The organism is Priestia sp. FW507-14D1A (genome assembly GCF_058781295.1).
This window is the reverse complement of record NZ_JBYSWQ010000002.1, coordinates 317,412-339,768: the sequence shown is the minus strand read 5'-3', so window position 1 is coordinate 339,768 and position 22,357 is coordinate 317,412. Positions and strand designations below refer to the sequence as shown.

Here is a 22,357-nt window from a genome sequence, read left to right as displayed (position 1 = left end):
GATTCGTTTTATGCAATATGCCGATAAAATAGAAAAAGTCTTCTTAAGAAGAAGACTTTTTTCGCCTTCTTATCTTCCAAGCAATAAATTGCTTGCTGGATTTAGCACCATGTCTCTAACGACTGGTTGCTGAGGTTTCAAAGGGCCAGTCCCTCCACCTCTCATGATAAGAATCAATTGTATATAATTGAAACATATTTTTTTAAATAGAAAGAATACTTATTTAATAATTTATCTGATTTTTAGAAATTATACAACAGTAAATTGTGAATTTCCAGCAAATATTGAGGAAAATTTAAAAGCTAAAGGGAAAATATCCGTATATTTTGTTTGAAAATGACTGTTATGTTAGGGGTTAAGGAGTTTTTTGTGAAAAATACAAAAAGAAAATGAAAAATAAAAAATAAACGAAAAGGCACAAGCGCTGGGATATGCGTAGATTTACACGTAAAACGGCTCGTCTTTTTTTTACCGTTTCTACATATAGTGAACTATGAAGGGTAGAAGGGTGATGGGTATGAAAAGGTGGAAACTCACGCTGCAGGTTGCTGCTACGTATGTAGGCACTGTTGTAGGAGCCGGTTTTGCAACAGGCAAGGAAATCGTTCAATTTTTTACACAGTACGGGGAACTTGGAATGGTCGGGATTTTGGTCAGCGGCTTGTTTTTTATTTGGCTAGGTTCGAAAATGATGCTGCTTTCGCACGCAATTGGGGCTTCTTCTTATCAGCAGCTTAATACATATTTATTTGGTGATGTGCTTGGAAAAGCGGTAAACGGTGTAATGATTGTCATTTTATTTGGAGTAACTTCAGTCATGCTAGCGAGTACGGGAGCAATAGGAAAAGAACAGTTCGGGCTATGGCCTCCTGTTGGGATGATTTTTACAATTGTTTTAACTTATATATTTATCGCCAAAGGAATTAACGGTATTTTAATGGTTAATTCTCTTGTTGTGCCGATGATGCTTTCATTTGCTTTTATCATCTTTGTGCCAAATATCAGCTATTTCTCACTGATTCAAACGAAGCCGGATTTAACGCTCGTCACGCAGTGGAAGTGGGCGGTTAGTCCCTTTTTATATATTTCCCTAAATCTAGCTTTGGCTCAGGCTGTTTTAGTTCCATTAGGAAGCTCCGTGAAAGATAGGAGCGTGATTAAAAAAGGGGCCGTAATAGGAGGATGTGTACTTACGTTTATGCTTGTTTCTACTCATCTTGCCCTTTCCAATTTGCCTTATTCATTTCAACTTGATATTCCGATGAGTGCCGTTGTTAAAAATATCTCAGCGTGGGTGAATGTTTTATTTACGGTAGTTGTGTTAGGCGAGATTTTTACTACATTGATTGGAAATGTATTTGGAATCGCTAAGCAGATTCAGTCATTTCTTCCCCTGAATGACAAACAAGCTTTTGCATTTATTATCTTGGCTTGCTTTATTATTGGGCAATTCGGATATGCCCAGCTTCTTGAGTTTTTGTATCCGATATTTGGCTATATTGGACTAGCTTTTGTATGGATGCTATGTATTAAAAAAGAAAAAATAAGCTAAAAGCTGGATTTTAAAGAATAGATGTGAAAAAACGAAGTTAAATGATGTGACAAGTCGATTTTACTTTGCTATAATGTAAAACAAATAAGACTCTAGCAGTCGAATATATTATCCTTCGGGGTCGGGTGTAAGTCCCAACCGGCGGTGATAAAGCGTATGCTTTTAAGCCCGTGACCCGTTTTCATACGATGTATGTTAGCGGTGGATCTAGTTAAAATCTAGAGCCGACAGTAAAAGTCTGGATGGGAGAAGGATCAGGAAGCACAGTTGTTTTTTTGTGTTGAATTAATAAGGGACACGCTTGCCTTTTTTAAAGCTACCCTTGTTTTTATACACAAAATATAACTGTTTATTTCGTATACAATTAGCGGAATTTTGCATAGATAAAACTGATTCAGCTCAGCCGACCCTTTGGACATTTGTTCAAGGGGCTTTTTTATTTTCAGTGGTTGGGGGAAAGATAAATATGAAAAAAAAGCAGCTGCTATTTCAAAACTGTATAAGAAGTTGGAATAGTGCCAAGGCAGGTGAAGAAAATGTTCACGGGTATCATTGAAGAAATTGGAAAAATAAAACGTATTCAAAAGGCCACAGAAGCAATTGTTCTTACGATTGATGCGAAGACCGTGTTAGAAGATGTGAACTTAGGGGACAGTATTTCAGTTAACGGCGTGTGTTTAACCGTAACGGCTTACTCTCAAAATGAATTTACGGTCGATGTCATGCCGGAGACGATTAAAGCAAGTACCCTTCAGCTTCTAACCGTTGGATCACGTGTTAACTTAGAGCGGGCGATGGCTGCAAATGGCCGGTTTGGAGGGCATTTCGTTAGCGGACACGTTGATGGAATTGGAACCATTGTAAGCAAAACACGCAAAGGAAATGCCTTTTATTATGAAATTCAAGTCGATCCTGAACTTCGTGAATTTATGATGTTAAAAGGATCTGTTTCCGTAGACGGAACAAGTCTTACTATTTTTGATGTCAGCAACCAATCATTTACTATTTCTCTTATTCCCCATACGGTGCTTCACACAGTCGTAGGAGACAAACAGCGAGGAGACAAAGTGAATATTGAATGCGATATGTTAGCTAAATATATGCATCAGATGATGACAAATAAGTCAACTCCTGGCGCCTCGAATCGTTCAGGTAACATGAAGGATTTATTGCAGCAGCATGGTTTTACAAATTAACAGTGAGGTGAAAGAGATGTTTCATAAAGTAGAAGAAGCCATTGAAGAGTTAAAAAAGGGAAAAGTGGTTATTGTATGCGATGATGAAGATCGAGAAAATGAAGGAGATTTTATTGCATTAGCCGAAAAAACGACGCCTGAGGTTATTAACTTTATGGCTACTCATGGAAGAGGATTAATTTGTACACCTGTTAATGAAGAAATTGCACATAAATTGAATCTTCACCCGATGGTAGCGAACAATACGGATGTACATGGAACAGCATTTACAGTAAGTATTGATCATATTTCAAGTACAACAGGTATCAGTGCATACGAACGCTCTGCTACCGTTATGGCTCTTGTGAATGAAGCGACGGTAGCAAGTGATTTTCAACGCCCAGGACATATTTTCCCATTGATTGCAAAAGACGGGGGCGTTCTCCAGCGTGCAGGTCATACAGAGGCTGCTGTTGATTTAGCAGTATTAGCAGGAGGAAAGCCTGCGGGTGTTATTTGTGAAATTATGAATGAAGATGGAACAATGGCACGCGTACCGGATTTAACAAAAATTTCGGAGCAATTTGATTTAAAAATGATTACAATAAAAGATTTGATTGCCTACCGCCGCAAACATGACCAGCTTATTAGCCGTGAAGTAGAAGTGAGCTTACCTACGGCATTTGGTGAGTTTAAAGCTGTAGGATATACAAATAAACTTGATAATAAAGAACATGTGGCTCTTATCAAAGGTGATATTGATCATAATAGCCCCGTTCTCGTTCGCGTTCACTCTGAGTGTTTGACTGGAGATGTGTTTGGTTCTGAACGCTGCGACTGCGGTCCTCAGCTTCACGCAGCTCTTACGCAAATTGAAGAAGAAGGACGCGGCATTCTGCTGTATATGCGTCAAGAGGGCAGAGGGATTGGCTTATTAAATAAGCTAAGAGCATATAAGCTGCAGGAAGAAGGATACGATACGGTAGAAGCGAATGAAAAACTCGGGTTTGCTGCAGATTTACGAGAGTATGGAATCGGTGCTCAAATCTTAAAAGACCTTGGAGTCAAACAAATGAAGCTTTTAACGAATAACCCTCGTAAAATTACCGGGCTAAAAGGCTACGACCTTGAAGTGGTCGAGCGAGTACCTCTTCAAATGCCGGCAGTGGATGCCAATAAAAAATACTTAGATACAAAAGCTAAAAAATTAGGTCATTTATTACATTTATAATTTTACACTTTTTTTCGTTATAACAAGTGAAGCTAATTCATGAAAAGAAATGTAAATAACTATATATTAATACTAGCAGGAGGAACAAAAGATGAATCATTTATATGAAGGAAATTTAGTAGGCACAGGATTAAAAATTGGAATCGTGGTAGGGCGTTTTAATGAATTTATTACAGGCCGTTTACTTAGTGGAGCAGAAGATGCGCTCAAACGTCACGGCGTAGCTGATGAAGACGTAGACGTGGCTTGGGTGCCGGGCGCTTATGAAATTCCATTAATCGCCAAAAAATTAGCTGAATCTAAAAAATATGATGCAGTGATTACGCTAGGAACCGTTATTCGAGGAGCTACTCCACACTTTGATTTTGTATGTAATGAAGTAGCAAAAGGCGTTGCATCTCAAAGCTTACAAACAGGCGTGCCAATTATCTTTGGTGTATTAACGACTGAAACAATTGAGCAAGCAATTGAACGTGCAGGAACAAAAGCAGGAAATAAAGGATGGGAAGCTGCAGCATCAGCTATCGAAATGGCTAACCTTTCAAAAATGATTGAAGGATAATAGATACGATTTCAGTTTTTATAAGCTGAAGAGTTAAAAGAGGCTGAAACAAAAGTATGTTAGTTAAAGAAAGATCCGAACGATGAATCGTTCGGATTTTTTCATTGGTAGGGTGAACGCAGGTTTCGTGTATGTAGTGGCTTCTAGCTGTAGATTAAAGGGTCAGGCGAAGACTTCTGCGGGAAAAGCGGAAGAAGTGTGACCCTGCAGAAGCGGAGGAGGCGAGGAGGCTTCGCGGCCGCCTGTGGAAGGCGAAGTCTTGCTCAGAAATCAACTGCAGTGTAAAAAGCGATCCATACTATCTTATGTATCCCGTTTGTTCGTCTTTAGATTGGATTGATGTAGTTATGTCTCAAGCTCTTTTAAATAGAAGCTAGCTATGTATAATTTGGCTAAAACGTCTTACTCTAAGTAATAATTAGGTCGTAAAAGGGAGACGTCTATGCCTCATTATACTGCTTTTTTTGCATTGATTATTATCAGCACAGCCGTTTTGCTTACAGTATTCATACGTAAAAAAGATAAAAAGCTAGTCGTTTTGCTTTTTTTTATCATTGGAATGGCTTATATACTAGAATATGTTGTATTTGTGTTGTTTGAAAGTTACGATTACGATCCCGATTTTATGACCAATGAATATTTTGATAATTTGTTCGGGTCCTTAACTTCTCAAGCGTTTGCTTTTCCAATCATGGCTATGGTGGTAGCTGCTTATCAATTGAAATTTCGCTATATTTTAATTATTTCAGCTATGTTTATGGGGATTGAAGAATTATTTTTACACTGGGATATTTATACACATCACTGGTGGAAAACAGTCTATACAGGCGCTTTAATGACTATAGGCTTTAGCATTTCAAAGATTTGGTATGTATGGCTAACAGAACGGTATATGACATTTGTGCATTACGCTACATTTTTTCTCGGGATGCTCGCCATTACTTCTACTATTATGTTTATGCTGTTAGCATATTTTCATAATGATTGGTTTTATACAGGATGGTTTGCGTCGGCTACTCATGATTCCGTAAATGCAACGATGATTTACGTTTGTGTTGTTACGGTTCTCCTCGTTTGGAGTGTAGCCAAAGAATTTTTTGTTGGAGCTGCAATGATTATAGCGGGGCTGCGTATAGTAGATATTTTACTGATTCACTATGGGGTTTTGCTGGTATCTATTACCACTTCACTTGTTCTTTTTACGCTTCTACAAGCGGGTGCATTCATTCTGAGCGTTATGCTTCAAAACTTTATTATGAAAAATTGTTATGGGACAAGCAAAAAAGACGTTGCGTTTCCAGCGAAGAACTACTAAGATAATACGTAACTCAAATAGTTTAGTTCAATAATATTTGAAACAAAGAAAAATGAATTGACGGTTATGCGTATTATTTGTAAGATAGGAAAGCAAATAATAGAAAGCCGAAACAGGGGAGTGAAGGATTCGTGAAAGAGTCCTTTTTTGTAGAAAAGGTACTTAATAATAATGTATTAATTGCTAAACACCTTACCTATGATGAAGTTGTGCTAATTGGGAAAGGAATAGGGTTTAATAAGAAAAAAGGCGATGAAATCGATGCAAAAGCCGTGGAGAAAATGTTTTTGTTAAAGAGTGAAGAAGAACAAGAACAATACAAGCAGCTTTTAACGCAAGTGGATGAAGACGTGATTGAAATGATGAATGATATTGTAACGCACATTCAAAAGCGTGTTAACATTCCTTTGAATGAGCACATACACATTTCATTAACGGATCATATCGCGTTTGCGATAAAACGTTTTCAGCAGGGAATGGGGCTTAAAAATCCATTTTTACTTGAAACAAAAGCTTTATATCCAGAGGAATATACGATCGCATCTGAAGTGGTAGAAATTATTAGTCGCAAAATAGGCGTGCAGCTTCCAGTAGGAGAGATTGGTTTTATTGCGCTTCATATCCACAGTGCGCTGACTGAAAAAAACCTCCTGGAAGTGAATCAAGACTCGCAGCTTATTCAAACGATTATTAATGTGATTGAAGAATCGCTTCATCTGCGGGTAGACAAAGAATCCGTGCACTATATGAGATTGATTCGTCATTTGCATTTTGCGATTGATCGAGTAAAAACAGGAGAAAAAATAGAAGAGCCAAAAAAAATTGCTTTGCTATTGAAAGAAGAATATCCCCTGTGTTACAATGTGTCTTGGAAAGTGATAAAAGTAATGCAGCAAGCGTTACATTTACCTGTGTATGAAGCAGAAGCCGTTTACTTAACGATGCATCTGCAGCGACTTATAACAAAAACGGATTTATAAAATCATTTCAATACGTGTTACTGATACGATCAGGCATGAGTGAGAAATGAAGCGATGTGTAATTGGATGAGTGTATCCATTTATCGTTTCTTTTTCCTCATGCCTTTTTTGTTATAAGAAAGCGCAATCATTGAAGGTTTCGCCTCAGGACACCAGGAGATGTAATAAGTTTTCTAGTTAAAGAAAGCGTTTTATGAAAGCGCGTTAATGATTCACGTATCAAATAAATAGCTTGTTGCACACTAAATATATAAAAGGAGGTAAGCGCCATGTTTAAAAAGCTTTTTGGAGTATTACAAAAAGTCGGAAAAGCGCTTATGTTACCGGTTGCGATTTTACCGGCAGCAGGGATTTTACTTGGAGTAGGGACAGCGCTTCAAAACCCTACATTGTTGGATGCAGTACCGGCACTTGGTGCAGACTGGGTTCAATTGGTTTCAAATGTTTTGTCGCAAGCGGGTCAAATTGTATTTGACAACTTATCGCTATTGTTTGCCGTTGGTGTTGCCGTTGGTTTAGCTGGTGGTGACGGTGTAGCAGGTATTGCTGCAATCGTAGGCTACTTGATTATGAACAAAACGATGAGCACAATCTTAGTTGCTACAGGACAACTAGATCCTGACAAAATGGGTGCCAATCCAGCTTACACTAGCATCTTAGGAATTCCTACGTTAGCTACAGGTGTATTCGGGGGTATCATAGTAGGTATTTTAGCTTCATCCATGTATAATCGTTATTTCAATATTGAATTACCATCTTATTTAGGGTTCTTTGCAGGAAAACGATTTGTACCAATCATTACTGGGGTATTTTCAATTGTTTTAGGTGTTATTATGATTTTCATTTGGCCGCCAATTCAAAGCGGATTAAATGCTTTCTCTACTAACATGATTGATGCAAACCCAACTTTATCAGCGTTTGTATTTGGATTGATTGAACGTTCATTAATTCCATTTGGACTTCATCACATCTTCTACTCTCCGTTCTGGTTTGAGTTTGGTGATTACGTTAATAAAGCAGGTCAACATATTCACGGTGACCAAAAGATTTTCTTTGCTCAATTAGCAGATGGCGTGCCTTTAACAGCAGGAACATTCCAAGTTGGTAAATTCCCGTTCATGATGTTCGGATTGCCAGCAGCAGCTCTTGCGATTTATCACGAAGCTCGTCCTGAAAACAAAAAATATGTAGCTGGTATCATGGGTTCAGCTGCTTTAACATCTTTCTTAACGGGTATTACAGAGCCGCTTGAGTTCTCATTCTTATTCGTAGCACCAGTACTATTTGCAATTCACGCAGTATTTGCTGGTTTATCATTTATGGTTATGCAATTATTAAATGTTAAAATCGGTATGACATTCTCAGGTGGAGTTATCGATTACGTTCTATTTGGAGTTATGCAAAACCGTACAGCATGGTGGCTAGTTATTCCAGTAGGTTTAGTTCTAGCAGTTATTTACTACTTCGGTTTCCGCTTTGCAATCCGTAAATTTAACTTAAAAACACCGGGTCGTGAAGATAAAGAAGAAGGAGAAGAAGATGTAAAAGTAGAAGCAGCAGAGCTTCCAACAAATGTTTTAGCTGCACTTGGCGGTAAAGAAAACATTACACATTTAGATGCTTGTATTACGCGTCTGCGTGTATCCGTAGATGATGTAGGTAATGTTGATAAAAGCCGCTTGAAAAAACTTGGAGCAGCTGGTGTTCTTGAAGTTGGTAACAATATTCAAGCTATTTTCGGTCCGAAATCTGACACGTTAAAAGGTCAAATTCAAGACATTATGAATGGCAAAACACCGGTTGTCACAAAAGAAGAGACAAAAACAATTGAAAAACCTGTTGCAACATCTGAAGTAGGAAGCGATAATGGTAATGATATTGTTTCACCGATTGAGGGAGAATTGGTACCTTTATCGGAAGTACCAGATCAGGTATTTTCACAAAAACTAATGGGTGACGGTTTTGCGATTATTCCGAAAACAGGCACAGTAGTTGCACCAGTGGACGGAAAAATAGTAAACTTATTCCCGACGAAACATGCTTTAGGTATTGAATCAACGACTGGACGTGAAATTTTAATTCACGTTGGTATTGATACAGTTAATTTAAAAGGCGAAGGTTTTGAAGCTTTAGTTGCCCAAGGCGATGAAGTGAAAAAAGGACAGCCTCTATTGAAAATTGATTTAGACTTTGTAAAAGAAAATGCGCCATCGACGATTACGCCGATCATTTTCACGAATTTACAAGCTGATGAAAAAATTGATATCTTAAAGCAGGGCCAAGTTTCTCAACAAGAAGCAAATATTATTAACATTTCAAAGTAAAAAGGAGATTGATTTAACATGGCACAAAAAACATTTACAGTAACAGCAGACTCAGGAATTCACGCACGTCCAGCAACAACTTTAGTACAAGCAGCAAGCAAATTTGATTCTGATATCAACTTAGAATTCAACGGTAAAACTGTAAACTTAAAATCAATCATGGGCGTTATGTCTTTAGGTATTCAAAAAGGCGCTACAATCACTATCTCTGCAGAAGGTTCTGACGAAGCAGATGCACTTGCTGCTCTTGAAGATACAATGAGCAAAGAAGGATTAGGCGAATAATGACAAAGGAAATTCAAGGCATTGCCGCTTCTAGCGGCATTGCTATTGCTAAAGCATTTCGTCTAGAAAATCCAGAATTAACCGTTGAAAAAAAATCAGTAACTGAAGTTGAAGCAGAAGTAGCACGTCTAGAAGCTGCGCTAGAAAAGTCAAAATCAGAACTTGAAATTATTAGAGAGCACGCTCGTAAAGAACTTGGAGATGACAAAGCAGAAATCTTTGAAGCTCACTTATTAGTTCTAAGCGATCCTGAACTTATTAATCCAATTAAAGATAAAATTACAAATGAAAATGTAAACGCTGAACATGCACTTGATGAAGTAGCGGCAATGTTTATTAATATGTTTGAGTCAATGGACAATGAATATATGAAAGAACGTGCTGCTGATGTCCGTGACGTAACAAAACGTGTATTAGCTCATCTTTTAGGTGTAAACGTTTCAAATCCAAGCTTAATCTCAGAAGAAGTTGTCATTATCGCAGAAGATTTAACGCCGTCTGATACAGCACAGTTAAATCGTAAGTTCGTAAAAGGATTTACAACAGATATTGGCGGACGTACTTCTCACTCAGCAATTATGGCGCGTTCAATGGAGATTCCAGCTGTTGTAGGTACAAAAACAGTTATGGAAGACATTCAAAACGGCGTATTAGTAATTGTTGATGGTTTAGATGGCGAAGTTATCGTTGATCCAAGCGAAGAAACAGTAAAAGCTTACGAGAAAAAAGCCGCTGAGTATGCAGAACAAAAAGCTGAGTGGGCTAAGCTTGTAAATGAAAAAACGGTTTCAGCTGATGATCATCACGTTGAACTTGCAGCTAACATTGGTACACCAGAAGATGTAAAAGGCGTATTAGAAAACGGCGGCGAAGGCGTTGGCCTTTATCGTACAGAATTCTTATATATGGGCCGCGAGGATCTTCCGACGGAAGAAGAGCAGTTTACTTCTTATAAAACAGTTCTTGAACGTATGGAAGGTAAACCAGTGGTTGTTCGTACTCTTGATATTGGTGGAGACAAAGAGCTTCCTTATTTAAATCTACCAAAAGAAATGAACCCATTCTTAGGATTCCGTGCTATTCGCTTATGTCTAGAGATGCAAGACATGTTCCGTACACAGCTTCGTGCGCTTCTACGTGCAAGCGTATACGGTAATCTGAAAATTATGTTTCCTATGATTGCTACTGTTGATGAGTTCCGTCAAGCAAAAGCTATTCTTTTAGAAGAAAAAGCTAAACTTCAACAAGAAGGCGTACAAGTTTCGGAAGACATCGAAGTAGGGATGATGGTAGAGATTCCTTCCTCAGCGGTAATCGCAGATTTATTTGCTAAAGAAGTAGATTTCTTCTCTATCGGAACAAACGATTTAATTCAATACACGCTTGCAGCTGACCGCATGAATGAGCGCGTGTCTTATTTATATCAACCGTATAACCCAGCGATTCTTCGCTTGGTGAATATGGTAATCAAAGCGGCTCACAAAGAAGGTAAGTGGGTAGGCATGTGCGGAGAGATGGCAGGAGATGAGATTGCAATCCCAATTCTTTTAGGTTTAGGCTTAGATGAATTCTCAATGAGTGCAACATCTATTCTGAAAGCTCGTTCTCAAATCCGTCAATTATCAAAAGCTGATATCGAACCTCATTTAGATACAATTCTATCAATGTCTTCTACGGAAGAAGTTATTGAGTTCGTAAAATCAACTTTTCATATTGGATAATAAAAAGGTGTGATCATATATGATCACACCTTTTTTATCTTTTAAGCGAAAATAGTAGGCAGAAGCATATTCGCAAACAGCATTGTAAGAAGTGCTGCTACGATCATGCCAAGGCTAGAAAAAGTACCTTCAATTTTTCCAAATTCAAAAGCTCTTGCTGTACCTGTCCCATGAGAAGCTACTCCTAAAAGAAGACCTCTTGCTAGAGAAGAGTGCAGTGCGAGGAGCTTAATCAGTTTTGGAGCGACCATACATCCTACTACACCGGTTATAATCACAAACATAATGGTGATATTTGGATCTCCTCCTAGCGTCTGAGATACATTAACGGCAATAGGAATCGTAACCGATCTTGGAATCAAGCTATGAACCAGCGTTGATTGTAAATGAAACACTAATGCTAACAGCATGGAAGATATCATAGCAGCAAACGTGCCGAGCCCTACGCTTAAGCTGATTTCAACACGATGTTTTTTGAGTAAATCAAAATACTTAAACATAGGAACAGCAAAAGCAACGGTTGCTGGTCCAAGCATAAAGCTAATAGCACTGGCACCTTGCTTATAATGATCATAAGAGCCATTCGTTACTAATAAGATGCCAATTAAAAGAATGGGGGCTAGTAAAATAGGGGAAACTAGCATAGACTTATATTTTTTATAGAGCACTTTTGTGCCGACATAAACGAGCAGTGTAAGCGGAAGAGCAATCCATGTGAGTAATGTCATTTTAGCGAACCTTCCTTTCTTCTTGAAATATGTTCTGCAATGATTCCCGTTATAGACATCACAATAATCGTACTGATTGTGATAATAATCACAATCTGGATTCCAAAATGCATCAATACATCTCCATAATTGATGAGTCCAACGACGGCTGGTATGAAAAATAGTAATAGTTCTCCCACTAACAGTGTTCCACCTTGTTCAACCCAGCTTAATTTAATTACTTTAAAGTACAGTAAGAAAAACAGTAAGAAAAATCCGATGATACTACCTGGCACTGGGAGGTCAAACCACTGTGAAATACTTTCTCCTATTAAAAACAGAGCCGTTAGTAATAAAATCTGTAAAATCACCATAATCAGTTTCATGATTAGCCTCCTTTATTTATGTTTTTATTCATTCATTCCTAGTTTGTTGAGACAATAATGGAGTCGTCTATGCTGAAAAGACGACTCCATCATGGGAAAAGAGAAACTATTTGGATTTTGCAAATGGGGATACAACTTGAGTAAATGAATGCTACACACTTATCTTACAAAAAAACGACTATAATATGAAATATATAATAACTATGATAACTATTCTTTTTAGTTATAGTTGAAAGAAATCTCTTTACAAATGCGTTGGTAACCTTTTCAAAAAAGAGTTTGTGAAATATAAGGTCTAATTATTTAATAAAAGGCAATAAAAAAAAGAGATGGAGACATGCTTAAATCAATTCAATCTAAAGACGAACCAATGGGATAAATGATTTAGTATGAATGACTTGTCACACCGCCATGAAAAAAATCCGAACGAGTTTGATTTTCTATCAAGAATGAAACTCATTCGGATTTTTAATTAAACTACTTTTGTCTCAGCTTTGTTAAACTGTACTTTTAATATAATCAATAAAAGCCTGTGTAGCATAAGAGATATATCGATCTTTTTTAACGATTAAAGCAATTTCCCATGGAATAGCATTCTCGAGATTAATTACTTTCACATGCTCCAAATCAAGCTTTTCACATAGTGAATAAGGGAAAAGAGCAATGCCGAGATTAGCAGCTACCAGCTCTCCAATGAAGTCCCACTGAGAGCTTTTAAAAGCAATATTAGGTGTAAATCCATTTTTTAAACATTCGTTATAGACCATTTCATGCATGGTGAAGTCTTCATGAAAGGAAATAAGCGTTTCGTCTTTTAACTCTTTTAATGAAATCGTAGAATGCTGAGCCAACGGATGAGATTTATGAACAACAAGCTGCAGTGTTTCTCGGGCTAAAGGAGTCGTAAAAAACATGTGTTCATCAACGGGAAGTAAAACTACGCCCACATCCACTTCTCCTTGTTCCACAAATTTTTGCATTCTTTTAGCGCCATATTCCACTAATTGAATATGAATCTCAGGGTATTGCTCTCGAAATGCTTTAATAATAGTAGGAAAAAACAATGTACCAATAATAGGGGGAATGCCTATTTTGATGGTTCCTCTTTTTAAATGCATTAAATCATACAGGGAATCCGATAAATCTCGGAGAGAAGATAAAATGCTTTCAGCCTGCTCGTACACGATTATTCCTGCATCGGTAAGCTGAACTTGTTTGCCAGCGCGATCAAACAAAGGTGTGCCCAGCTCTTCTTCTAATGATTTAACCATTTTACTGAGAGAAGGTTGAGAAATATGCAGCGCTTCAGAAGCTCTTGTGAAATTTTTATGTTTAGCCACTTCTGTTAAGTAATGCAAATGGCGAACATCCATTTTGTATACCTCCGTGTTCATACATGCTAATTAATAAGATACACACATTCTACCACATTCACAATCAGCTCTATACCTTTCTTTCCTATCAAATAAAATGATCAGTAGAAGAGGCAGTGAATACAAAAGAAATTGCCAACAATATATATTTACACATTGTTTATTTTAGAAGTATAATATATAAATCAGTAGAACGGTTACATATCGATCACAGAATCAATCAATAAGGTGGTTAGAACGGTTGAGTAAAGCAGATGAAATAAGAGATATCGTTTATATTAATGGCCATGTAAATAAAAAATGCTTTATTACATATGGAATTGAATTTAAAGAGTTTTATCATTCCCTTCCTACGCCGCTTGCAAATATATTATTGTTAAAGCACGGTTTTGAAGACAGTGATTACCATTACCAAACCCATATGGACTACGTAGAAGAAGAACAAATTCATCTTTTAGCAGAAGATGATGTTTATAATTATGGTGACTTTTGTTGGATTGATTTTGAGGATATATCTTCGTTGGATTTGTTAGAACCTCAAGATATTGCAGCGCTGCTGTATTTAGGTCATTTAAAAAAACCGCTCAATTCGCCATTTAATAATAAACTCGGTAATCAATTTGTTTATTTAGCTCATGATGATGGATTTTATAACAAAATCTATTTTCGAGACGTATATGATATGAAGCATATTTTAAGCCGAATCATTCCGTTAAAAATGTCAGCAATTAAGCAAAAAAGATTTGTATTTAGAAGGAAGAAGTTAGAATATCCAATACTGCCGCTCGTGTTAGCAAATACGCTTCTTACTTTAACGAATGACGGTTTGTTTATTGATTTTGAACACATGGTGCAATCCCGTAGAGATATTAAAATTCCGTTGTATACAATCGGTGACTTTGACGACATGAATGAAATGTATAATGATCGGTTTGAGCACAAAGAGATGAGTAAATTGCAGGCGCATCTAGTTCTCACTCATAAAGAGCTAGAGTGGAGCATTGAAGAAGTTCAATAATCTAAAAAGAGGTTGAGACATAACTAAATGAATTCAACTTAAAGACGAACACATGAGATAGATGAGCTGGACTGCTAGAAGGAACGAAACAGATAAAACTATATTCACCATCACAAAAAAACGAACCGTTAATCAAATATGTTGATTAACGGTTCGTTTTTCACTTGGGCTAAAATACCTTTGTTCCAGCCTCTTTTTGAATAGCCGTATAAAATGGATTTTTCCATTCCATTAGTACGGCGTAGTTGTGTGAATCTTCATCTTCAATATAGTTTGCTGCGAGACCAATAGGCGTTCTGCCACAGCGCATTAAAAAGGTCATAACCGGATCGTAGAGAGTTCCGGCTGATACAAGGTTCATGTATTCAACAGGCGTGTACAAGGAAGACACTGATGCGTATCCAGGGATGCGGCACCCGCCGAGCAGCCTTTCTAACTTGTAATGAATCACGACTTCATATAAAGACTGCAAAAGCAGCTTCCCAAGCCCCATCGATCGATGCGAAGGAGTGACGCATACGTCCACTACATAAAGCGTATTACCAGAAGGATCGTGCGTATGAATATATCCGCTTCCTGTTACTTCATCCCATGTGTGAGCCTCATTTCCTTCCACTGAAACAATCGCGCTTGTGATAGATCCGCATATTGTCCCGTCTATCTCCACGCATAGCGCTCCATCCGGAAATAGGGAAACATGGTTATTTAACTGAGCTTTGCTCCATAATAATTCAAAAGGGAAAGGAGGGGGAAAACTTTCTTCTTGAATCCGAATCAGCTCATCGAAGTCATTTGATGTATATGATCGTACCGTACATGTTACAGGCTTATTTTGATGAAAGACAAAGCATTGCTTTTTATACACTGCTTTTTTGCCTCCTTTAAGAAATAATTTTCAGATAATTAAGTATACCATACGAAAAAAAGAAATTATTTCATATTTATTGAAGAATTTGACGAGAACGTGATAAAGTTAAAAAGATTCGAACTATTAGACGAGGTGAGAGAAATGGATGTTGAATTAAAAGGAAAAACAGCGCTTGTATTTGCGGCCAGCCAAGGGCTCGGTAAAGCGATTGCGGCCAGGCTCGCAGAAGAAGGCGCAAACGTTATGATTGCAAGTCGTTCAGAAGAGAAACTAATCCAAGTAGCGGAAGAGATTTCATATCTTGGAAGCGGACAAGTGTTACATAAAACGGCAGATGTCACGAAAACTCAAGACATTCAAGATGTTATTCAATATACAGTGGATACGTTTGGAACCATTGATATTTTAATTAATAATACAGGAGGTCCTAAAGCTGGGAACTTCCTTTCTTTAACAGATGATGATTGGAAGCATGCATTTGAGTTAAATCTCCTCAGCTATATTCGTATTATTCGTGAGGTAGTGCCCGTTATGAAAAAGAGCGGAGGGCGTATTGTCAATATTGCTTCTTCTTCCATTAAAGAGCCAATTGCTGGACTTATTCTGTCAAACACCTTCCGTACAGGAATCGTGGGGCTTACCAAAACACTTGCTTCAGAACTAGCAGAGGACGGTATCTTAATTAACACGGTTGCGCCAGGAAGAATTGCAACAGACCGAGTGAAAGAGCTAGATACCATTCGTGCTGAAAAAATGGGAGTAGATGTTTCAGAAATTGAAGAAGAGATGAGAAACCAAATTCCTCTTAAACGCTACGGTCAGCCTGAAGAGTTTGCTAAAGCCGTTGCTTTCTTTGTTTCGGGAGCGAATTCATATATGACAGGCCAGTCGTTTCTAATCGACGGAGGTATGGTAAAATCTATTTAGTTACATAGAAAAACCCTGCAGCTGCAGGGTTTTTTGTTAAATCCAAGTTGTAACTTGATCTAATGGTAAGCGATCGCTAGCGTGAGCTTCTTTAGCCGCTTTTCCAACTGAGATAAGCATAACCGGAATGTATCGATCCTCAATTTTAAATTCTTCTACAAATTTTTGAGCGTTAAATCCGCCCATTGAGCAAGTGTCTAATCCTTTTGCTTTTGCTGCAAGCATGAATGTCATAGATGCAAGAGAAGCATTCGTAAACGCTGCATCGCGGGCAAAAGCACCGTTTTTATAAGCACCGTTAATCTGTCCTGACAAAATATTTTTTACGTCTTCTGTCATGTGACCTGCTTCGACTAGTGGATTGTACACGTCATCTACATTTTTATTGGCTTCTAAATCACCTAAGACAGCTACTACAGCGCCTGCTTCTGTAATTTGTTTTTGGTTGTAAGCAATTGGAAGTAGACGTTCTTTCGCATCTTGGTCTGTAATAACAACGAAATGCCAGTGCTGTAAGTTCCAAGCTGATGGTGACTTCACTGTTGCTTCTAAAAGTTCCGTTAATTCTTCTTTGCTTAATTTAGCTGAAGAGTCATATTCTCGAATCGATGTACGTTCATTTACCACATCAAAAAAATCTTTTGTCATAATAAAAACCTCCGTTAAAAGTATGTATTTCTTTAGTGAATCGATGCACATTTTATAATGATACACTATTGAAGTCAATTTATATGCTTCTAGTATACCCGCTCTTATGTGCTGTCACTCACAAAAAAATGCATACACTTCTCACCATCGGCTTAACGTGATTGACGAGATGTAAGATAAGCTTCAATTCGATCACAGGCTTCACGCAGTGTGTTCATGGAATACGCATACGACAGGCGTACATATCCTTCACCGTGGGAAGAAAAAGCGCTGCCGGGTACTAGTGCAACACCTGCTTCTTTTACTAACTCTAGGGCAAAATCAAATGAATTGCTGTGGAAGTTCTGAATAGAAGGGAAGATATAAAAAGCACCAGTCGGCTTTTCTACGTCAAATCCCATGTTTACTAATCGGTCATACACATAATTCAGTCTTTGTTCGTATTCTTTTTTCATATCCACCGCATCGTTTTTACCTGCTGTCAGTGCCTCGAGTGCAGCTGCTTGAGAGACAGAAGAAGCACAGCTCACGTTGTATTGATGAACTTTTAAAATATGTTTGGCTAAATAAGAAGGAGCAAATAAAAGGCCAATTCGCCAGCCCGTCATGGAATGAGACTTTGATACTCCGTTAATAACAATTGTTTTCTCTCTCATAGAGGAAATGGAGGCAATGGACTGATGTTTTTTATCAAAAACGAGCTCACTGTATATTTCATCAGATAGTACAAAAATATTTTTATCGCTTAAAAGAGCGGCAATTTCTTCTAATTCTTCCTGTGACAACGTCACGCCTGTAGGATTAGACGGATAAGGTAAGATGACGCATCTTGTTTTAGACGTCAAATGTTGTTGAATTAAATCCGCTGTTAGTCGAAATCCTGTTTCGGTTGTATCAATATGTACAGGTTTAGCGCCGTTTAACCGGATAAGCGGTTCGTATCCTGGGTAAACAGGTCCAGGTAAAATAACTTCAGAATCTTCTTCTAAAATGGTGCGAAGAGCAATATCAATTGCTTGACTAGCTCCAATGGTCACAATCACTTCATCCGCTGGGTTATAGTGCAAGTCATATTTCTCTTTGACAAATTGAGCTGCTGCCTCGCGCAGTTCTATTGTTCCAGCATTGTGAGTATAAGAAGTTTGGTTACCATCAATTGCAGATTTTGCCGCTTCTTTTACATGTTGTGGTGTTAAGAAGTCAGGTTGTCCAATTGTGAGGGATAAAACATCTTGGTATTGTGAGACCATATTATAAAATGTACGTATTCCTGATAGTTCAATTTCTTTGACACGTTTATTAATTAAGTGCTCCATGGTTTCAAATCCTTCCGCGTATTTTCAACTCATTTTATCACAATGAAAATAGGTAAAAAACCACTATTTGCGCATTTTGCAAATAGTGGTTTTAAGTTAGGTGTTATATAGCTTATTATAAGCAGTTGTTAGTTCATAAAATTGTTCTTCGTCTCTGTTATCTAACGCATCGTCGATAAGAGATTTCAAATGCTGTTTATTAAAATTTGTACTCATAGTCGTTAAAATACGATCAGCTTCTTTCGCGTAATAGTGTTGGTAAGGTGTGTACTGAGATGAGTGGGAATAGTGATTCATATTTTTTCGATAAGAACTCATAACATAAACCTCCTTTTTTAAAATAAAACGCAGCTTCTATTACTTGAAATGTACCCTTTCTATATAGTTGTTAACCCTGTTTTTAGCTCCGAATGTGCTAAGGTATGTGTTAGGAAATCAGAGGTTCCTTGCTTCACGTTCAATTCTCGATTCAAAAAAATAAGCGCATAAAAAGACCTGCATATATATGCAGGTCTTGTATATTAGTCAGTGTGTATTTGGCCTTCACGCCAATAAACAGGGGAAACGTAGCCAAAATCAACTTCATGATCGTCCAATGTTACAACGCAGTGATCAGAGCCTTCTTGTTCTTTAATATCTTGATATACAGCTTCTTCTACGTTTTCAATAATGGTCATTTCATTATCGTCATTAAAAAGAATGACGGAGCCTTTCATATTACGAACACCTTCTTTTAAGATTATTCATTCACTTTGTGTAGTATAAACCGTTTTGTCTGTAGAGTCCACAGCTATCTTTGATTTCTTGTTAAAAATTTGTGAACAGGCTTTTAGGAATGAATAAGAAACCCTCTAAATAGAAGAGTAACCGACTTATCTATTCTTTCTTGAAGGGTAGCAGAGTCGGGTTGGTTGGTACACCAGTAGAGAAGTGTGCCAAAAAAGTTAAGTATAGCAATAGAAGCCATTTCTTCGGCAGGGATATCGACTATAAGTTCACCTCGGTCTTGTCCTGTTTGAAAAACTTTTGTAAAATGAGCACGCATTTTTTCAATTTGAAGAATTTCAGATTGTTGAAAGGAACTGTTGGTAATAGCAATATGAAACCAAGAACGGATTAGGTGGGGGTTCGCTTCTTCGTTTGATTGTGCTAATAATAAAAACAGTTGTTTAACAATGGCAGCAGTTGATTCTTCTGTTTGAAGGAGCTGTTCTAATTTATAGGAGATACGGTTTGTAAAATTAATTCCAAGGTAGTGAAGAACTTCTTCTTTCGTTTTGAAGTAATTAAAAAATGTTCCCTTTGCTACACCCGCTTCATGGGTAATTTGAGACACAGTCGTTTTTTGATATCCCTGCTGTTGGAATAAAGAGATAGCTGCTTTTTGGATGCGTTTTTTTGTTTCTTCTTTTTGTAATCCTCTGTTCATAAATTACACCTCGTTCGAATAGGAGTAGTCGTTTGACTCAAGTTCATAAGCTAGTATAGAGAAGTAAAGTAGAGCAAGTAAAAAACTGAGCAGAGGATGAGATGACAGAGACCGACGCTCATGTTTTTATATAGTATATAATATTCTGTTAATTCGTAAAACAATATTTTATGTATATGTTTTAGGGAAAAAGGATAACAAAATAAGAAAATTTTTCTTTACGGATATAAGAGGCGGTCACTATAATGGGAAATATGGACTATTAGATAAGCAGGTGAGATGAGAGGAGTAAGTATATGAATCCAGATAAAGGAATTTTGTTGGAAAGTGGTACAAACGAACTGGAAATTGTCGAATTTAAGGTAGGAAATGTTTGGTTTGGCATCAATGTAGTAAAAGTTAGAGAGATTATTAATCCCGTATCTATTACACCTGTTCCAAATGCGCATTCTTACATAGAAGGTATTATAGAGCTAAGAGGGGAAGTACTTCCTGTTGTTGACATAGCAAAAGCGTTAAAAATGGAGCCTTCAAATACACCGGAAAAAGATAAGTTAATTGTTACAGAGTTCAATCAGCAAAAAATTGTCTTTCATACCCATGCAGTGACGCAAATTCACCGTATTTCTTGGAAAGAAATTGAGAAGCCTTCAGATTTGTATCAAGGTTTGGAAACACAGATTACTGGAGTGGTAAAATTAAACGGTCAAATGATTCTGCTGTTAGACTTTGAAAAGTTGATTTCTGACGTGAACCCTGATGCGGGTATTAATCAGTCGAAAATAAAAAAGCTAGGGGCTAGGGAACGCTCTAATAAAAAGATTGTCGTGGCTGAAGACTCGCCGCTGCTGCGCCGAATGATTGAAGATACTCTTGCACAAGCAGGTTATGAGAACACGGAATTTTTTGAGAACGGTGAGGAAGCATGGAACTATCTAAGCTCGGTGATCGATGAAGGAGCGGAAATCAGTGATCAAGTCCAGCTGCTTATTACAGATATAGAAATGCCGCAAATGGATGGGCATCATTTAACTAAAAAAGTGAAAGAAAATCCTCAGCTTTCTATACTTCCAGTCATTATCTTCTCTTCTCTTATCACAGAAGATTTACGCCACAAGGGAAAGATGGTAGGAGCGGAAGGACAAGTAAGTAAGCCGGAAATCGGAGAGCTTGTTGAGTTGATCGATCTCTATATTTTGTAGGATCACAAAAAAGTGCCTGAAAGCAGATTGCTCCACTTCAGGCACTATTTTTAAAAATAACTTTTACCCAGCGGTTTAAACACAGGTGCTTGCCGTTTTCTTGGAGTCGAAACAGGGCTTTTAGCCGGCTGTACGAGATGACCCGTATATTTAGATAATAAGCGCTTCGCATAAGATAATGACATAGTCGTTTTGGGATTTCGATACTGATGGTTTAAATGGCCGAGGTGTGATAACTCTTTGAAGTCTTCTTTCTTTGGAGGCATATGGAAAAAGTAGTCTCCAACTGATACAAGTACATCTGATTTTTGTTGACTTTTACCAGGGTTTGGCGAAAAGTGAAGTCCTTCTTTTTTTGCTTTTCCTTCTAAAATTAGTTGATCTAATGCAATTTTCTTTAACGTATATAACTGCTTAGGATCAGGAGCAGCTTTTGCGTGACGATTTACAGTGAAAATAGCTTGTGCAATCTCAGATACAGACGGGGTCAAAGAGCCTTGTCCATTTGCTTGAGACATACGTTCACTCCCTTTCTATCATATCAGCTGTTCAACCTATAAGGTGAAAGCTGATACGTTCATTATAGCGTGTCTTGTCCCATTTGAAAATAATTACACGAAGAAGTATTTTGGTAATTAATGAAATTTCCTATGTATAGGGTTTGTTTTGTTACGCTTCCTTATACAAGTAAAGTGGAACAGCACGCCATACTTTCTATTTTTAAAGAAATGCTGCTCACACAGTTAAACCATCATTGATTAGTAAATCCCGAACTACTGAGCCATTCGTCGAGAAGGTCGAATATAAACACCAGTCCCATTTGGCACAATTCGAGCTAGCTCATTTACTTGGGCATTATACATGCGAATGCATCCTTTGGATACGGCTTTTCCAATAGAACTTGGATCATTTGTTCCGTGAATGCCATATGACTTTTTAGACAAGCTTAGCCACATTGTGCCAAAAGGCCCCCCGGGGTTTGGCTCCCGGTTAACGATAACAAAGTCTCCAGTAGGGGTTGCGCTCAGCATTTTTCCTGCTGCAATGGGATAGACTTTTTGTATGATATTATTTTTTCGTAATTCAAGCTGTTTTTCAGCAATAAACACGTGGATCGTGTAAGGAATGAGCTCTTTATCAGGGAGGTTTGGAATGATGATTACTTGCCCAGGCTTCAGCGTGCTATGGCTTACAAAAGGATTAGCCATCCACAGGTCTTCAACCGGAATCCGGTAGTCACCTGAAACGCTTTGCCAGGTTTCACCGCGCTTTACTATATATCTCATTAGCTTCGCTCCTTTGATATATGACTATGTTGTAACAGTATACGATCGAAAA

At 37.7% G+C, this 22,357-nt stretch carries 23 protein-coding genes and 2 riboswitches; of the genes, 12 read left to right on the top strand and 11 right to left on the bottom strand.

All coding sequences use genetic code 11. The annotated features are described in order from the left end of the window. Positions 1-66 precede the first annotated feature (66 nt). A riboswitch (SAM riboswitch) is annotated at positions 67-173 on the bottom strand. Between the two features lie 344 nt (positions 174-517). From AC3WJG_RS10185 to ptsP, 9 genes are all read left to right on the top strand, one after another. Then, positions 518-1,552, top strand: coding sequence for a YkvI family membrane protein (locus AC3WJG_RS10185; RefSeq protein ID WP_225049647.1), 1,035 nt, complete (start codon positions 518-520; stop codon positions 1,550-1,552). A 107-nt stretch (positions 1,553-1,659) separates the two neighbouring features. Further along, positions 1,660-1,810, top strand: a riboswitch (FMN riboswitch). 278 nt (positions 1,811-2,088) lie between these two features. Then, entirely contained in the window at positions 2,089-2,748 is a 660-nt protein-coding gene (gene ribE / locus AC3WJG_RS10180; RefSeq protein ID WP_013056005.1) for a riboflavin synthase, read from the top strand. 16 nt (positions 2,749-2,764) lie between these two features. Further along, positions 2,765-3,958 carry a bifunctional 3,4-dihydroxy-2-butanone-4-phosphate synthase/GTP cyclohydrolase II gene (locus AC3WJG_RS10175; protein WP_337133423.1) on the top strand — a complete coding sequence of 398 codons (1,194 nt, stop codon included), beginning with the start codon at positions 2,765-2,767 and terminating at the stop codon, positions 3,956-3,958. A gap of 91 nt (positions 3,959-4,049) precedes the next feature. Continuing rightward, positions 4,050-4,520, top strand: a complete 471-nt coding sequence (gene ribH, locus AC3WJG_RS10170) for a 6,7-dimethyl-8-ribityllumazine synthase (RefSeq protein WP_013056007.1) — start codon at positions 4,050-4,052, stop codon at positions 4,518-4,520. A gap of 442 nt (positions 4,521-4,962) precedes the next feature. Next, positions 4,963-5,835 carry a hypothetical protein gene (locus AC3WJG_RS10165; RefSeq protein ID WP_102813904.1) on the top strand — a complete coding sequence of 291 codons (873 nt, stop codon included), beginning with the start codon at positions 4,963-4,965 and terminating at the stop codon, positions 5,833-5,835. Between the two features lie 131 nt (positions 5,836-5,966). Continuing rightward, entirely contained in the window at positions 5,967-6,815 is an 849-nt protein-coding gene (gene glcT / locus AC3WJG_RS10160) for a glucose PTS transporter transcription antiterminator GlcT (RefSeq protein WP_028407919.1), read from the top strand. Positions 6,816-7,084: 269 nt separating this feature from the next. Beyond that, positions 7,085-9,139, top strand: coding sequence for a glucose-specific PTS transporter subunit IIBC (gene ptsG, locus AC3WJG_RS10155; RefSeq protein WP_028407920.1), 2,055 nt, complete (start codon positions 7,085-7,087; stop codon positions 9,137-9,139). Between the two features lie 18 nt (positions 9,140-9,157). Further along, the gene (locus AC3WJG_RS10150) at positions 9,158-9,424 is read left to right on the top strand and encodes a phosphocarrier protein HPr (RefSeq protein WP_013056011.1); all 267 of its coding nucleotides are present in this window, start codon (positions 9,158-9,160) and stop codon (positions 9,422-9,424) included. After that, positions 9,424-11,145, top strand: coding sequence for a phosphoenolpyruvate--protein phosphotransferase (ptsP, locus tag AC3WJG_RS10145; protein ID WP_102813905.1), 1,722 nt, complete (start codon positions 9,424-9,426; stop codon positions 11,143-11,145). The genes AC3WJG_RS10150 and ptsP overlap by 1 nt, the downstream gene beginning before the upstream one ends. A gap of 41 nt (positions 11,146-11,186) precedes the next feature. Here ptsP and AC3WJG_RS10140 read toward each other — a convergent pair whose 3' ends face one another. The 3 genes from AC3WJG_RS10140 to AC3WJG_RS10130 form a co-directional block, all read right to left on the bottom strand. Then, the gene (locus AC3WJG_RS10140) at positions 11,187-11,873 is read right to left on the bottom strand and encodes an LrgB family protein (protein ID WP_013056013.1); all 687 of its coding nucleotides are present in this window, start codon (positions 11,871-11,873) and stop codon (positions 11,187-11,189) included. Next, complete coding sequence (locus tag AC3WJG_RS10135; protein WP_013082263.1) at positions 11,870-12,238, bottom strand: CidA/LrgA family holin-like protein; 369 nt, start codon at positions 12,236-12,238, stop codon at positions 11,870-11,872. The genes AC3WJG_RS10140 and AC3WJG_RS10135 overlap by 4 nt, the downstream gene beginning before the upstream one ends. 497 nt (positions 12,239-12,735) lie before the next feature. Next, complete coding sequence (locus tag AC3WJG_RS10130) at positions 12,736-13,611, bottom strand: LysR family transcriptional regulator (RefSeq protein ID WP_028407921.1); 876 nt, start codon at positions 13,609-13,611, stop codon at positions 12,736-12,738. Between the two features lie 241 nt (positions 13,612-13,852). Between AC3WJG_RS10130 and AC3WJG_RS10125 the strand changes: the two genes are divergently transcribed. After that, positions 13,853-14,629, top strand: a complete 777-nt coding sequence (locus AC3WJG_RS10125; protein ID WP_034275587.1) for a hypothetical protein — start codon at positions 13,853-13,855, stop codon at positions 14,627-14,629. A 169-nt stretch (positions 14,630-14,798) separates the two neighbouring features. Here AC3WJG_RS10125 and AC3WJG_RS10120 read toward each other — a convergent pair whose 3' ends face one another. After that, positions 14,799-15,494 carry a GNAT family N-acetyltransferase gene (locus tag AC3WJG_RS10120; RefSeq protein ID WP_028407923.1) on the bottom strand — a complete coding sequence of 232 codons (696 nt, stop codon included), beginning with the start codon at positions 15,492-15,494 and terminating at the stop codon, positions 14,799-14,801. A 144-nt stretch (positions 15,495-15,638) separates the two neighbouring features. Between AC3WJG_RS10120 and AC3WJG_RS10115 the strand changes: the two genes are divergently transcribed. Next, a complete protein-coding gene (locus tag AC3WJG_RS10115; RefSeq protein WP_028407924.1) occupies positions 15,639-16,424 on the top strand; it encodes an SDR family oxidoreductase in 786 nt (261 codons plus the stop codon). A gap of 36 nt (positions 16,425-16,460) precedes the next feature. Here AC3WJG_RS10115 and AC3WJG_RS10110 read toward each other — a convergent pair whose 3' ends face one another. The 5 genes from AC3WJG_RS10110 to AC3WJG_RS10090 all read right to left on the bottom strand — a co-directional run bounded on the left by AC3WJG_RS10110 (position 16,461) and on the right by AC3WJG_RS10090 (position 19,817). Further along, positions 16,461-17,072, bottom strand: a complete 612-nt coding sequence (locus AC3WJG_RS10110) for a nitroreductase family protein (protein ID WP_025749407.1) — start codon at positions 17,070-17,072, stop codon at positions 16,461-16,463. A gap of 152 nt (positions 17,073-17,224) precedes the next feature. Then, on the bottom strand, positions 17,225-18,388 hold the full coding sequence (locus AC3WJG_RS10105) for an aminotransferase A (protein ID WP_028407925.1): 1,164 nt from the start codon (positions 18,386-18,388) through the stop codon (positions 17,225-17,227). A 96-nt stretch (positions 18,389-18,484) separates the two neighbouring features. Then, positions 18,485-18,706 carry an IDEAL domain-containing protein gene (locus AC3WJG_RS10100; RefSeq protein ID WP_028407926.1) on the bottom strand — a complete coding sequence of 74 codons (222 nt, stop codon included), beginning with the start codon at positions 18,704-18,706 and terminating at the stop codon, positions 18,485-18,487. A 203-nt stretch (positions 18,707-18,909) separates the two neighbouring features. Beyond that, entirely contained in the window at positions 18,910-19,104 is a 195-nt protein-coding gene (locus tag AC3WJG_RS10095; RefSeq protein ID WP_013056022.1) for a hypothetical protein, read from the bottom strand. A 113-nt stretch (positions 19,105-19,217) separates the two neighbouring features. Next, positions 19,218-19,817: a TetR/AcrR family transcriptional regulator gene (locus tag AC3WJG_RS10090; protein WP_013082269.1), complete on the bottom strand. Its 600-nt coding sequence runs from the start codon at positions 19,815-19,817 to the stop codon at positions 19,218-19,220. A 296-nt stretch (positions 19,818-20,113) separates the two neighbouring features. On the opposite strand from AC3WJG_RS10090, the gene AC3WJG_RS10085 reads away from it, so the two are divergent. Next, positions 20,114-21,019 carry a chemotaxis protein gene (locus AC3WJG_RS10085; protein ID WP_098248373.1) on the top strand — a complete coding sequence of 302 codons (906 nt, stop codon included), beginning with the start codon at positions 20,114-20,116 and terminating at the stop codon, positions 21,017-21,019. Between the two features lie 50 nt (positions 21,020-21,069). Here AC3WJG_RS10085 and AC3WJG_RS10080 read toward each other — a convergent pair whose 3' ends face one another. Then, positions 21,070-21,537: a YkyB family protein gene (locus AC3WJG_RS10080; protein ID WP_013056025.1), complete on the bottom strand. Its 468-nt coding sequence runs from the start codon at positions 21,535-21,537 to the stop codon at positions 21,070-21,072. 255 nt (positions 21,538-21,792) lie between these two features. Then, positions 21,793-22,305 carry a L,D-transpeptidase family protein gene (locus AC3WJG_RS10075; protein WP_050689400.1) on the bottom strand — a complete coding sequence of 171 codons (513 nt, stop codon included), beginning with the start codon at positions 22,303-22,305 and terminating at the stop codon, positions 21,793-21,795. Between the last annotated feature and the right edge of the window lie 52 nt (positions 22,306-22,357).

Bases quoted from the DNA above. Each gene is read 5' to 3' on its own strand.
- AC3WJG_RS10185 (WP_225049647.1), top strand. From the start codon at position 518: ATGAAAAGGTGGAAACTCACGCTGCAGGTTGCTGCTACGTATGTAGGC.
- ribE (WP_013056005.1), top strand. From the start codon at position 2,089: ATGTTCACGGGTATCATTGAAGAAATTGGAAAAATAAAACGTATTCAA.
- AC3WJG_RS10175 (WP_337133423.1), top strand. From the start codon at position 2,765: ATGTTTCATAAAGTAGAAGAAGCCATTGAAGAGTTAAAAAAGGGAAAA.
- ribH (WP_013056007.1), top strand. From the start codon at position 4,050: ATGAATCATTTATATGAAGGAAATTTAGTAGGCACAGGATTAAAAATT.
- AC3WJG_RS10165 (WP_102813904.1), top strand. From the start codon at position 4,963: ATGCCTCATTATACTGCTTTTTTTGCATTGATTATTATCAGCACAGCC.
- ptsG (WP_028407920.1), top strand. From the start codon at position 7,085: ATGTTTAAAAAGCTTTTTGGAGTATTACAAAAAGTCGGAAAAGCGCTT.
- AC3WJG_RS10150 (WP_013056011.1), top strand. From the start codon at position 9,158: ATGGCACAAAAAACATTTACAGTAACAGCAGACTCAGGAATTCACGCA.
- ptsP (WP_102813905.1), top strand. From the start codon at position 9,424: ATGACAAAGGAAATTCAAGGCATTGCCGCTTCTAGCGGCATTGCTATT.
- AC3WJG_RS10140 (WP_013056013.1), bottom strand. From the start codon at position 11,873: ATGACATTACTCACATGGATTGCTCTTCCGCTTACACTGCTCGTTTAT.
- AC3WJG_RS10135 (WP_013082263.1), bottom strand. From the start codon at position 12,238: ATGAAACTGATTATGGTGATTTTACAGATTTTATTACTAACGGCTCTG.
- AC3WJG_RS10130 (WP_028407921.1), bottom strand. From the start codon at position 13,611: ATGGATGTTCGCCATTTGCATTACTTAACAGAAGTGGCTAAACATAAA.
- AC3WJG_RS10115 (WP_028407924.1), top strand. From the start codon at position 15,639: ATGGATGTTGAATTAAAAGGAAAAACAGCGCTTGTATTTGCGGCCAGC.
- AC3WJG_RS10110 (WP_025749407.1), bottom strand. From the start codon at position 17,072: ATGACAAAAGATTTTTTTGATGTGGTAAATGAACGTACATCGATTCGA.
- AC3WJG_RS10105 (WP_028407925.1), bottom strand. From the start codon at position 18,388: ATGGAGCACTTAATTAATAAACGTGTCAAAGAAATTGAACTATCAGGA.
- AC3WJG_RS10100 (WP_028407926.1), bottom strand. From the start codon at position 18,706: ATGAGTTCTTATCGAAAAAATATGAATCACTATTCCCACTCATCTCAG.
- AC3WJG_RS10095 (WP_013056022.1), bottom strand. From the start codon at position 19,104: ATGAAAGGCTCCGTCATTCTTTTTAATGACGATAATGAAATGACCATT.
- AC3WJG_RS10090 (WP_013082269.1), bottom strand. From the start codon at position 19,817: ATGAACAGAGGATTACAAAAAGAAGAAACAAAAAAACGCATCCAAAAA.
- AC3WJG_RS10085 (WP_098248373.1), top strand. From the start codon at position 20,114: ATGAATCCAGATAAAGGAATTTTGTTGGAAAGTGGTACAAACGAACTG.
- AC3WJG_RS10080 (WP_013056025.1), bottom strand. From the start codon at position 21,537: ATGTCTCAAGCAAATGGACAAGGCTCTTTGACCCCGTCTGTATCTGAG.
- AC3WJG_RS10075 (WP_050689400.1), bottom strand. From the start codon at position 22,305: ATGAGATATATAGTAAAGCGCGGTGAAACCTGGCAAAGCGTTTCAGGT.